Genomic DNA, 12,820 nt, shown 5'->3' on the forward strand with positions numbered 1-12,820 from the left:
GCCCCTCACCGGGGCTAATGCTTATTCAGCGTCCTGTGCGGACTCTTCTGTTGCTTCTTCAATTGCCTTCTCAGCGGAAGCTTCTTCAGCCAGGCTACGAGCCACGCGAGCTGCAACCTCTTCCTCGGCACGAACCTGAGCGTACTTGGACTCGGAGAGAATATCGATACGCCAGCCGGTCAGCTTCGCTGCCAGACGCGCATTCTGACCCTCACGGCCGATAGCCAGGGACAGCTGGTCGTCCGGAACCACGGCACGAGCGGAGTACTCACGCGGGTTCGCGATAATGACCTCGGTGACCTTCGCCGGGGACAGCGCAGCAGCGATGAAGGTTGCCGGATCGGTCGAGTAGTCGACAATGTCAATCTTCTCGTCGTTCAGCTCGGCAGCAACCGCACGCACGCGGGCACCCATATCGCCGATGCACGCACCTTTAGCGTTAATGGTCGGGTTCTTCGCGGACACCGCAATCTTGGAGCGGTGACCAGCTTCACGGGCGATGGAGTTAATAGCAACCAGGCCCTCAGAAATCTCGGGAACCTCGTGCTCGAACAGGCGCAGAACCAGGTTCGGGTGCGAACGAGAAACCACAATCGAGGGGCCCTTGGGGCCGCGGCGAGCCTCAACCAGGTAGGCGCGCAGGCGGGAGCCGTGCGGGTACTTCTCGCCCGGAACCTGCTCGTTGCTGGGCAGAACAGCTTCAACGGTGCCCAGGTCAACCTGAACCATACGCGGGTTGTTGCCCTGCTGGATCACGCCGGACACCAGGGTGCCCTCACGGTCCTTGAACTCGCCCAGAACGGATGCGTCCTCAGCGTCACGCAGACGCTGCGAGAGCACCTGACGTACGGTTGCGGCAGCGATACGGCCAAAGTTGTTCGGGGTATCGTCGAACTCGTCAATCTTCTGGTTATCCTCATCAAGCTCAGGAGCCAGAATGACGAACTCGCCGGTGGTGTGGTCGATGACGGCACGAGAGCCCTTAATAGCGCCGGGCTGCTTCATGTACGCGAGCAGCAGGGCGTTCTCAACCAGGGTGAAGAGCTCCTCCATGACGAGAGAGCGCTGCTTCGCCAATGCGCGCAGTGCGCCCAGGTCAATAGTTTTAATATCCTCCACGCTTTTCAGCCTTTCCCAGTTAGCACGGCGCCGGGACGCTCAACGCGCCCCGGCTCCCGAACGGTATATACCTGACACGGAACACCCCGTGCCTGAAGCTTTAATAACTCTATTCTACCGGCTCAGCGGGCGAATTGAAGTCAATCTCGACGTGAGCAGAAGCAATATTTTCCCACGGAAGCAAAGACGGCTCGTGGTACGACTCCTTCTGACCCTTCTTCGTGTTCTTCTTACGAGCCAGCACCGGGCCCTCATCCTGCACCTCGTGCAGACGCGCCAGGTACTCGGTGCCGTCGGGTGCGGTCACCGCAATCAGGCGGGTGCGGGCACGCTCCCAGTGGCGGCGCTCGGTCAGGGCGCGGGTAGCGCCGGGCGAGGACACCTCCAGCTCGTACGGGAAGAACTCGTCATTCTCATCCGCGCGGTCCAGAGCGCTCGAAATCGCGCCGGAAATCTCCGCCAGAGAATCCAGCGACAGCGAATCGGTACGCTCAGCGGTGTAGTCCACCGTAATCTTCACGGTACGGTTCGCCGCCGGGCCCGAAATCTTCAGGCCCTCCAGCACCAGCGAGAACTCGGAGATAACCGGGGCAATCGCATCGGCAACCTCTTCCTCACGGATCGCGCGGATACCCACGCGCACCGGTGCCTCCACCACGGGCTCACTCTCAGCGCGAGTGCGGGGAGCGTTCACACCATTCGCCACGCGGGATGCGGCACGGCGAGCGCGCGCATTCGGGGCGCTCTTCTTAGAGCCAGAACGCTTCGGCTTATATGCCATAGTTCTCTTCTTTCATTCTTCCGCCGCTACCCTGCCCCACCTCCGGGGAGGCGGGGCAGGTGGCGACGGTTTTACGTCTTAGCGGGCTAGTGGCGTGCCTTAGGCGCGCGCACCTCAGCGATGACCTCAGCCACCGCGTTCTCGACGGACACCTCGCGAGCCTCACCGCTGCGGCGGTCCTTCAGCTCCAGCACGCCGTCCTTGAAGCCGCGACCAATCACCAGGATGGTGGGCACACCCAGCAGCTCGGCGTCGCCGAACTTCACGCCGGGGCTGGTCTTCGGGCGGTCATCCAGCATGACCTGCAGGCCGGCGGATTCCAGGGATGCGCTGAGCTTTTCAGCGTACTCGTGGGATGCTGCGTCCTTGCCGGTGATGACGATGTGCACATCTGCCGGTGCCAGGTTGCGCGGCCAGATCAGGCCCTTCTCGTCGTGGTTGCCCTCGGCGATAGCAGCCAGTGCGCGGGTCACGCCCACGCCGTAGGAGCCCATGGTCACGGTCTGCAGCTTGCCGTTCTGGTCCAGAACCTTCAGGCCCAGTGCCTCAGCGTACTTGCGGCCCAGGGCGAAGATGTGACCCATCTCGATGCCGCGGGCTGCCACCAGTTCGCCGGAGCCGTCCGGTGCCGGGTCGCCTTCGCGCACCTCGCACGCCTCAATGACGCCGTCGGCGGTGAAGTCGCGGCCGAAGACCAGGTTCGCCACGTGCTTGCCCTCTTCGTTTGCGCCGGTCACCCAGCGGGTACCGCGCACCACGCGGGGGTCAACGAAGAAGGGAATGCCGGTTGCGGAAGCTACGGCGGCCTCATCCTCGGTGTGCGCACCGAACAGGGGCGCATCCAGGCTCAGGCCGGGGCCAATGTAGCCCTTGACCAGCTGGGGGTATGCCTTCAGGTCCTCTTCGCTGGCTGCCTCAACCTCAACCTCGCCGCCGATGCCCAGCAGGGCGCCGATGTTGACCTCAACGCGGCCCAGGTCCACGGCACGGTCGCCGGGAACGCCCACGGCGAAGACCTTACGCTCGCCGGAGGGGGTGATGACGGTGCCCAGGAAGCACTTGAGGGTCTGCGAAGCTTCCAGGGTGCCGCCGGTAACCTCGGAGTGCAGTTCGTTCATGCGCTCCACCAGGGTCTCAATGGTGGCGGAGTCGGGGGTGTCCACAACGATTGCCGCCGGGGTGTCCTCGGTGATTTCGATTTCCTCGGGAACCACGGTGGTGACGGCCTCAACGTTTGCCGCGTAGCCGCCCGCGGAACGCACGAAGGTGTCCTCACCGATGGGGGTCGGGTGCAGGAACTCTTCACTGCGGGAGCCGCCCATTGCGCCGGACTGTGCGGTCACAATGACAATCTCCAGGCCCAGGCGCTCGAAGATGCGCTGGTATGCGGCGCGGTGCGCCATGTACGCCTCGTTCAGGCCCTCATCGTCAATGTTGAAGGAGTAGGAGTCCTTCATGACGAACTCGCGGCCGCGCAGCAGACCCGCGCGGGGGCGCGCCTCATCGCGGTACTTGGTCTGAATCTGGTACAGGTAAACCGGAAGGTCCTTGTAGGAGGAGTACAGGTCCTTGACCAGCAGGGTGAACATTTCCTCGTGGGTGGGTGCCAGCAGCATGTCGGCACCCTTGCGGTCCTTGAGGCGGAAGAGGTTATCGCCGTATTCGTCCCAGCGGTTGGTTGCCTCGTAGGGCTCGCGGGGCAGCAGTGCGGGGAAGTGAACTTCCTGCGCGCCGATGGCGTCCATCTCTTCGCGGATGATGTTCTCGACCTTGCGCAGTACCTTCAGGCCCAGGGGCAGCCAGGTGTACACGCCGGGGGCTGCGCGGCGGATGTAACCGGCGCGAACCAGCAGCTTGTGGCTGGCGACCTCAGCGTCTACGGGGTCCTCGCGCAGAGTGCGCACGAAGAGGTTGGAAAGGCGAAGTACCACGATTCTCCTTGAAAGGTCGATAGGTTTAGGTAGGGTGCCCACGGCTCACCGGGTAAGCCACGAAAAAGGCACAGTCGTCTTTAATTTTATAGCGTTTTAGGGTTCGGCGTGTTTAGCGCTCAAAAATGATGGTCGAGAACTGCCCAATCTGCTCCCAACCGGTCCCCCGGTACATGGCAAGAGCGCGGGCGTTGTAGTCGTTCACGTACAGGCTCAAATGCGGGTAGCGGCGCTGCAGAATCTGCGCGGCGGCGGCAAAGAACGGCTTAGCCAGCCCGTAGCCGCGGTAGTCCGGGTGCAGCCACACGCCCTGCACCTGCGCGGCATCCAGGTTCACGATGCCCGCATCCGCCTTGAAGATAACGCGACCGTTCACATCGGTGACAATGGCGCAACGCTGACCGGCAATCAGCGTGCGCAGGCGCGCCGCGTAGCCCTCCCCGTAGCGGGCAACCGGGTCGAAGCCGACCTCCTCGGTGAACATGGCGGCTGCAGCGGGCAGAAGCTCCCCCAGGTCCGCGGAGGTGGCGAGGCGCGCATACCCGGCAGGCTCACCGCTGAGTTGGACAGCACCGGCGGGGCTCTGCCCCGGCTTGAGGGGCTCGGGTTTGATGGGCACGGGTTTGAGAGGCGCGGGCAGGTGCGCCGGCAGCTCAGGAAGCTCCGCCTCGTAGAAGCGGGCGAGGTCCTTCTCCGGCGGCAGATACAGCAGCGGCTGATTGGGACGCTCCGACAGAACCCGCGCACGGTGATCGCAACCGTCACCCAGGCTCGGCTGCAGCATCTGCAACAGCGGGCTCTTACCGCCGCGAGTCTGCTCGCACAGCTCCTGCATGCGCGTCCACAGGGGCATCACGAAGGCGCTCTCACCGAACATGGAATCCAGGCGAGCACCCACCTGCAGTAGCAGCTGAGCCAGCGCGTCACGATGCGCGAGCGCCGTAGCATCCAGAGCGGGGGCATCCGCCGCTTCAGCAACGTGAGAGTCGGCGCCATGAGAATCCGCATCGTGTTCAGCGTGTTCAACGGCGGCGTGTTCAACCGCGGCACCGCACAGGCGCACCGGCACCACATTCGAACCCAACAGCAGCACACAGCACAACTGCCCGTCACGCTCACAACCCACAAAACCCTGATAGTAATGCAACGGAATACGCGGGGACCTCACCGGAAGAGGGCACGCCAAATAATGCTCAATGGAGTACAGATTCGGGACCGGGTCACTGAACAGGACCTCCTCCAGCTCATCGCACCACCGAGCATCCAGAGCAAAAACGTGTTCCTTCACGCAATCAGGCATAGGGGAAGAGCCCATCGACGAAACAGCAGCAGACGAAACAGCAGCACGCCGGGCACGATTAGCCTTACGGCGGCGAGAAAAAAGAGTGAACATGACCTGTTGAGTGATAGAGAATGAGCGACAAAAATAAGTGAAAACACGGGGGTACGCACCCCCGAAAAAGCAGCCGGATCCTGCGGCCACAACCAGCAGCGGCAAACACCAAGCCTGCCACCACAATAACCGGAAAAACGCGGAGGCACCCCTCACCAGGGCGCCTCCGCGCACAAAGCTAACTAGCTCACCGAAACAGCCGGGGAACCCTCGGGAACATACTCGCCCGAAGCCTCCATCTCAGCCGCAATACGGGTCGCCTCTTCAATCAGAGTCTCAACGATCTGATCCTCAGGCACAGTCTTAATGACCTCACCCTTCACAAAAATCTGGCCCTTACCGTTACCGGACGCAACACCCAGGTCAGCCTCACGAGCCTCACCCGGACCGTTCACCACGCAACCCATCACGGCAACACGCAGCGGAACCTTCATGTGCTCCAGGCCCTTAGTCACGTTCTCAGCAAGCTCCCACACGTTCACCTGCGCACGACCACACGACGGGCAAGACACGATATCCAGCTTGCGGGGGCGAAGGTTCAGCGACTCCAGAATCTTGGTGCCCACCTTCACCTCCTCAACCGGAGGAGCAGACAGCGACACGCGAATAGTATCGCCAATACCCTGAGACAGCAGAGTACCGAACGCCACCGAGCTCTTAATAGTGCCCTGGAACGCCGGACCAGCCTCAGTCACACCCAAGTGCAGGGGCCAGTCACCGCGCTCAGCCAGCTGACGGTACGCCTCCACCATCACCACAGGGTCATTGTGCTTCACAGAAATCTTGAAATCACGGAAACCGTGCTCCTCAAAGAGCGAAGCCTCCCACACAGCAGACTCAACCAGAGCCTCCGGAGTAGCCTTACCGTACTTCTCCAATAGACGCTTATCCAGCGAACCAGCGTTCACACCAATACGCAGAGAAACGCCGTGGTCCGAAGCCATCTGAGCGATTTCCTTCACCTGGTCATCGAACTTACGGATATTACCCGGGTTCACGCGCACAGCACCGCAACCAGCCTGAATAGCCGCATACACGTACTTCGGCTGGAAGTGAATATCAGCAATCACCGGAATACGGGACTGCTTCGCAATAATGGGCAGAGCCTCCGCATCCTTATCAGTCGGGCACGCCACACGCACAATATCGCAACCGGCAGCGGTCAACTCAGCAATCTGCTGCAGAGTCGCACCAATGTCGTGGGTCTTAGTGGTCGTCATCGACTGCACCGAAATCGGAGATTCAGAACCAACACCGACAGAACCCACCTTAAACTGGCGAGTCTTACGACGCGGGGACAGAACCGCGGGAGCGGGCTTCGGCATACCAAGGCTGACCGACAAGGTTTTCCTCCATACATGGGTTATGAAGGACGTACGACGCATCCTTCGTTCAACTTTTTATTGTGCCACTGACGCGAAAGAAAGCACTAATACGGGTACCCTTACCGCGTGCAACAACACACTAAAACAGGGTGATGGGCTTAACAATATCCGCCACAATCAGAATGACAGACATCACAATGAACGCGCCCGCCACCACATACGTCAACGGCAATAACTTCACCGGATCAAACGGACCCGGATCCTTACGCCCAGTCAAACGCGCAAAGAAACGACGCACACCCTCCCAGAGCGCACCCAACACGTGGCCACCATCCAGAGGCAGAAGCGGAATCAGATTAAACGCAAAAAGCATCAAATTCATATTCGCCACCAGCGAGACCAACATCGCAGCCTTCGCCTTCACATCAATACGGTCAGTAGCCGTCACCTCACCGGCAATACGACTCACACCAACCACAGACACCGGCGACTCGGCGCTACGCTCACCACCAGTCACCAAAGTCACCGTCAACTCCCACACACGCTGCGGCAACGACAACATCGACGAACCCACACGCGAGAGCGTATCGCCCACCATCGCAGGCACCTCAGTAATAGAACCGGGCACCAACTCACTCGACGGGGAAACACCCACAAAACCGCCGCGAGTCGTCGCAATCGAACCATCCGCAGCACGCGCATACTGGCCCTTACCATCAGAAATCGGGCGGATCATCTCAACCGGAGTCACCGACAAATCCAGACGCTGACCATTACGCTCCACCGTCAAAGTGCTCGGGTGAGAACCCGCCGCACGAATCGCCGAAGACACAGCCTCCCACGAACCAGTCTGGGTACCGTTCACCGCCACCACGCGGTCACCCACCTGCACACCAGCAGCCTTCGCCGGCGACGGAGTGGACTTATCAGTACATTCGCCATAGCTAATCGAATCATGAGTGACATTCACGCTCGGCACGCACTCAGACACTGCCGACACCTTATTCGTCACCTGAGCCGTACCAAAACCACAAATCAGCACAGCAGTACACAACACACCAATCAGCAGGTTCATGGTCGGGCCGCCCAACATAATCACCATGCGCTTGAGCACCGGCAACTTATAGAAAAGGCGGTTCTCATCACCGGGCTTCATGCGCTCAGCATCCGCCGCACGCGCCTCCTCAGCCATGGACGCAAACGGGCTGGTACTGCCCGAATGGCCCTCCTCATGGTGCTCCTTCACCTCAGCAGGGCTCGGCGGGTACATGCCAATCATCGAAATGTAACCGCCCAACGGGATTGCCTTGAAACCGTACTCAGTCTCGCCGCGGCGGAAAGAGAACACGGTCTTACCGAAGCCAATCATGTACTGCGGAACGCGCACATTAAATAGCTTCGCGGGCACCAGATGCCCCACCTCGTGCAGGGCAATCGAGACGGCAATAGCGATTGCCATGAGGATAATGCCCACAGCGTACAGCAGGATTTCCACGCTTTTTCTCGTTTCGGTTCGGGGATACGAAGCTTCTAGGATACTCGCTCAGCCTGTGAAGGCGCCCTCCCCTGCTTTCTTTTGGGCTGGCTGGCCACTTTCTTTGGGCAGAGGAGGAGGCGGTGTTCGTCCTCGTTCCTACAGGGGCACCCGCCCTCGCTTCGCTTCGGGCACCCTGATGTCACTACGGACGACACCGCCCCTCCAAACCCTACTCAGCGCGACTAGCCTGCCGCCAGGGTCTGCGCCGGGTCAATACGCGAAGCCTTCGCCGCCGGGTACAGACCAGCCAACACACCAACCAGCGCACCAGCACCCAGGCCCAGCAGAATAGTGTCGGCACTAATAATCGGCGTCCAACGGTTCATCAAAGACACAATCGAGATGCCGTTAACCGCCAGCACAATACCAGCCACAGCGCCCAGGATGCCGGTCAGCAGCGCCTCCGCCGAGAACTGCAGCAGAATACCCGAAGGGCGCATACCAATAGCCAGACGCAAACCAACCTCACGGCGACGCTCCATCACCGCAACCAAGAACGTATTCATAATGCCCATCGCACCAATCACGAGGGTAATAACGCTCATGGCAAGAAGCATCGTGCGTTGCTGCTGGTCGACAGCCTCACGAAGGGTCTTCGGCTCCGGCGGCACACTCACGCTATACAGGGCGGGACGTTCCGGCGAGAGCGCGTACGGTGCTTCCTCCGCAATCTGGTTTGCGGCACCGGCAACAGTACTCACCACAATCTGAGTGGAACGCTTACCGGTCTGCGCCGCAGCGGCACCACCACCGGCAGCGGGCTGCGCTTCTTCAACATCGGCACCAGGCTTCGCGCCCAGAGGCAGGTAGACCGAACCGTACGACAGAGTCAGCGAGGGATTCTCCCGCACCACACCGATGACGGTGTACGGCTCATCGTGAATATAAACCGTGACCCCGGGGCTATAGGGCAGCCCGAGCTGGCGCATCACGCTTTCGCTGAGCACCACGACTTTATCGTTCCGCTCCATATGCCCCTCATCGAAGGTGCGACCCCACACCAGCTCGTGGCCCTGCACGCTAAAGATGCTGGGCGTTGCCGCCAGAACGGACGCCGTCACGTTAGCGCCGCGCTCGCCAAAGTTGTCGGGACCGCGCTGAATATCGGTGGATTCATCCAGCTGATCCACCAGCGCGGTACCGGTCACTCCGTTCAGCTGGCTAACACGCCGATAATTCTCGCTTGCCGCTAGGCTCAGAAGTTCAGCCCGGCTCATAGCTTCGGTTCGGGTAGAGCTAATCGTCAGGTGCTTAGCCCTAAAAATGTCGAAGCTGTCAGCCAGCTGCCCAGAAATGGTGGCGGTCAGACCAACAGTCAGCACGAGCGAAGCGATACCCAGAACCACACCAAGCATGGTGAAGATATTACGCCTCACCCGGTGAACGGTAGCGTCCCACGCTTCTTTGAGAGAGGCGAGCGCCCAGGGTGTGCGTCCGCTCCCCTGCGGCTTAGAGGCTTGTTCCTCAGCAAAGCTAGGCTGGTTCAGAAGCTCACGAGCGGTCGTTTCTTCCTGCCGCGGCGCATCCTGCTCGATGAGCTGCCCCTCGTGCATACGCAGCACCCGGTCGCAGTGCTCCGCCACGAGCGGGTCGTGGGTAATCACAATCGTGCTTTGCTGATCGCCCGTACATTCGCGGAGCAGGTCAATCACTTCACGGGTGAGCTCTTCATCCAGCGAGCCGGTCGGCTCGTCACAGAGCAGCAACGCCGGTTCCCCAATGAGCGCACGCGCAATAGCCACACGCTGCTTCTCGCCACCGGAGAGAGTGGTGATGGGCGCATCCGTCCGGTGGCTCAACCCCAGCAGGGCGAGAGTATCCGCAACACGTTGCGCTCGCTCCGCTTTGGGCACACCACGGTAAATGAGCGGTAGCTCAACGTTGCGGTACACGTTCTTATGCTCGATGAGGTGGAACGCTTGGAAGACGAAGCCGATGCTGTCCAGGCGCGCTTCAGCTCGCTGTGCCGCGGTGAAGGTTGCGGTGTCTGTACCGTCCAGCAGGTAGCTGCCGGAGGCGGGCGTGCTGAGCAGGCCGAGGATGTTCAGCAGGGTTGATTTGCCACTGCCGGACGGCCCCAGGATTGCGACGACTTCTCCGTAGCGGACTTTCAGGTCAATATTTTTGAGCACGTCAATTCGAGTGTCACCCTGCATAAAGTGCTGGGACACTCCCTGAATATCGACGCTATAGGCTGGTGGGTGCGCGTGAGCAGCGCGGGAGTCAGTCATGGCTACTCCCTACTTTTTCTCGCGCATGATTTTGACGCTGTCGCCTTCGTGCAGGTCACCGGTGACGGCGTTCTTGCCGTTGGCGTTGCTGATGACGGTAACGGTTACCTCGCGTTCTTCACGTGCCTTCGATCCGTTGGAGCTTTCGGGACCGAGCACGATGACTCGGGTCTGTCCGTCACGGGTGTAGAGCGCCGATGAGGGTACGACCAGGTGCGCTTCGGGGGTTTCTTCGAGGGTGAGTTCCGCGTTGACGGCGCCTCGGAGGCTGTCCGCCTTATCCCCTACGTCGAGAGTGAGGATACGTTCCCCTTCGGTGCTTCCAGCCGCGCCGGCTGCGCCCTTGAGGTTGGAGCCAGCCGCGCCTTCTACACCATTGGCCTGGCGACCGGCCTGGCTGTTGCCTGCGGCGCCGGCAGCTTCGGTGGTGTTCTTGTATCCAAGGGTTGCAACGTACTCAGTATCACCGAGGGAGGGCACGGTTACCTTCTGACCGCTACGAGCTTCGGGGGTGAGCCTGCCGGTGGTTCCGGTGCAGCTGAGGGTCTTGCTACCTTCTGCGATGGTGGCTACGGGGCCGTCCGCGATGGCGCCGGTTGCGCGGGGGTTGCCGGTGACAACTCCGGCACGGTTGATGATGAGGAAGTAGCGGGCGGGAATGGGCTGGTCAGTCTTCACGTGCGCGTAGCCGAGGCTGTCGAGGAGGTTGTTGAGAGCCTCGTAGGTGTCTTCGGTGATGCGCGCGGGCTGCGGGCCCTGGCGTCCCATGGCGGTTAGTGCCTCGTTGAGGAGTGCGGCGTCGGGGCCGCTGTCGTCGAGTTTGAGGTCGCGGTAGAGCGCGAAGCCGCCGGTGAGAGTGATGAGAGGTTCACCGTTGACTTCTGCGATGAGGGTGCCGTTGCCGACGGTGTCACCGTGTTTGATGGTGATTGCGGTGTACTGTCCTTCGCCGCTGTAGCGTAGCGGGGTTGAGGTGGCGTAGTTGGCGGTGCAGGTCAGGGGCACGGTGGTGCGCAATTTTTCGCGGGTAACCGTGGCGGTGATGGTGGAGGGGTCCGGGGGTGCCGCTTCTGCGTCTTTTTGGGCGGTGGTTTTGATGTTTTGGGCGCTGATGAGCGTACCGACGGTAAGGATGAGGAGCAGGGCGATAATACCGTAGAGCCAGAGGGTTTTCTTCTGGCGGGTGGGGGTGGCGCTCATGGTGTCCCTTCTTTGGGTGCGCGTGTGGGAACGCTATTGTCTGTGCCGTTTGGGCTTAGGCGGCGGTGCCGTGTGGGGTTAGTTTGTGCCCGGCACGGGGATACGTGCCGGGCACAATACGCTGTGACGAGGTGTAGCTGCTGCAGCTACCCTGTACGCCTGTTCTGGTTAGTCCGGAGGGTTAGTCCAGCCTGGTTAGTCCGGAGGGTTAGCTCAGAATCTTTCGGGCGTTCTCTTCAGCAGTTTTCTTGGCGGTGGTCACCTGTTCGATGAGGCCCTGCTCCTTTTCGAGGAAGGAACTCAGGTAAGCGATAGCCATCTTTCGCTGTTCGGTATCCAGCCCGGTTGCTTCGCGGCAGGTCGCATCGTTGATCGCCAGCTCGTGGGTGTCCTGGTTGTTCTGGCGGTACTGTTCGCGAGCCATATCCGGAGACGTGTAGTCGCCTCCGAAGCGTTCCTTCATGCACTGTGCCCACTTCTCGGTGGCAGGCCCAAGATCTTTGAAGATTGCGTCGTTGTTAAGGTAGTGAACCGCAGTGACGTTGACCTTTTTTATGATCGCACGGGATTCTTCTGAACCGAAGACTGCGCGGGTGGCTTCTTGCTGGCAACCGCCCTTTCCTTCAGTGCCGTGAAGAGCCTGCATTTCGGCGTCGCTCATAGTGCGGCTCTGCTCTTCCAGCTCAGCAGTTACCAAAGACCAGCGCTCTTTGTATCCGCGAGTGCGGGCATCCGCGACGGTGAGAGGTTCGAAACCAGCGGTCTGTAGCAGCGGGGGTTCAGTTTCTCCGGCAGGAACCTTGTAGTTCGGGAATCCTCGTTCAGCCATGCACTGGCTCAGGGAACGCTGGTAGGCACGGGCAACGTTGTCAGAAAGTGAGGCGAGGTTCTCCACTTTTTCGATAGCTTGACTATCGGGGCTCTTGGAGGCGCTATACGCCTTCTCAGTGTTAGCGGACGCCGAGGAGTCGGCGCTGGGCTGCCCGGATGCGCAGGAGCTAAGCACCAGGGTTAGCGGGAGTATAGCCCCGGCAAGGGCTCGTAGGGTGTTCGGTCGACGCATAGGGGCACTTCCTCGTGAAATATATGCTGCATATTTGTCTGCTCATTCAGGGGCTCTTCGTTGTTTGCCCTAGAGAGAACATATTTTGAACACTAGCCTACTATGGGCCGGGGGGGGAGGCAAGGGGGACGGGGTTCGCCATCGTACCCTATGCAGTGTTTGGGAGGCACCCCGAATGTTTCTCCATCGGGATACGGCTGGAGGGGCAGTGTTCGTCCTCGTTCCTACAGGGGCACCCGC

At 60.7% G+C, this 12,820-nt stretch carries 9 protein-coding genes; all 9 read right to left on the reverse strand.

All coding sequences use genetic code 11. The annotated features are described in order from the left end of the window. Window positions 1-21: 21 nt before the first annotated feature. Complete coding sequence (gene nusA / locus HMPREF2710_RS09010; RefSeq protein ID WP_005507087.1) at window positions 22-1,119, reverse strand: transcription termination factor NusA; 1,098 nt, start codon at window positions 1,117-1,119, stop codon at window positions 22-24. 109 nt (window positions 1,120-1,228) lie between these two features. Then, on the reverse strand, window positions 1,229-1,900 hold the full coding sequence (gene rimP, locus HMPREF2710_RS09015; protein WP_070507734.1) for a ribosome maturation factor RimP: 672 nt from the start codon (window positions 1,898-1,900) through the stop codon (window positions 1,229-1,231). Window positions 1,901-1,986: 86 nt separating this feature from the next. Beyond that, complete coding sequence (locus HMPREF2710_RS09020) at window positions 1,987-3,831, reverse strand: proline--tRNA ligase (RefSeq protein ID WP_070600706.1); 1,845 nt, start codon at window positions 3,829-3,831, stop codon at window positions 1,987-1,989. Window positions 3,832-3,943: 112 nt separating this feature from the next. After that, the gene (locus tag HMPREF2710_RS09025; protein WP_070600707.1) at window positions 3,944-5,224 is read right to left on the reverse strand and encodes a GNAT family N-acetyltransferase; all 1,281 of its coding nucleotides are present in this window, start codon (window positions 5,222-5,224) and stop codon (window positions 3,944-3,946) included. A 182-nt stretch (window positions 5,225-5,406) separates the two neighbouring features. Then, window positions 5,407-6,549 (reverse strand): flavodoxin-dependent (E)-4-hydroxy-3-methylbut-2-enyl-diphosphate synthase, encoded by a 1,143-nt coding sequence (ispG, locus tag HMPREF2710_RS09030; protein WP_044142245.1) that lies wholly within the window; start codon window positions 6,547-6,549, stop codon window positions 5,407-5,409. 139 nt (window positions 6,550-6,688) lie between these two features. Further along, window positions 6,689-8,044, reverse strand: coding sequence for a M50 family metallopeptidase (locus HMPREF2710_RS09035; protein WP_070600708.1), 1,356 nt, complete (start codon window positions 8,042-8,044; stop codon window positions 6,689-6,691). A gap of 224 nt (window positions 8,045-8,268) precedes the next feature. After that, the gene (locus tag HMPREF2710_RS09040; RefSeq protein ID WP_070600709.1) at window positions 8,269-10,317 is read right to left on the reverse strand and encodes an ABC transporter ATP-binding protein/permease; all 2,049 of its coding nucleotides are present in this window, start codon (window positions 10,315-10,317) and stop codon (window positions 8,269-8,271) included. A gap of 9 nt (window positions 10,318-10,326) precedes the next feature. Next, window positions 10,327-11,517 carry an efflux RND transporter periplasmic adaptor subunit gene (locus HMPREF2710_RS09045; protein WP_070600710.1) on the reverse strand — a complete coding sequence of 397 codons (1,191 nt, stop codon included), beginning with the start codon at window positions 11,515-11,517 and terminating at the stop codon, window positions 10,327-10,329. 208 nt (window positions 11,518-11,725) lie between these two features. Beyond that, on the reverse strand, window positions 11,726-12,580 hold the full coding sequence (locus HMPREF2710_RS09050; RefSeq protein ID WP_141746636.1) for a chromosome partitioning protein ParA: 855 nt from the start codon (window positions 12,578-12,580) through the stop codon (window positions 11,726-11,728). Between the last annotated feature and the right edge of the window lie 240 nt (window positions 12,581-12,820).

Source organism: Rothia sp. HMSC069D01, assembly GCF_001810135.1.
Classification (GTDB): Bacteria; Actinomycetota; Actinomycetes; order Actinomycetales; family Micrococcaceae; genus Rothia.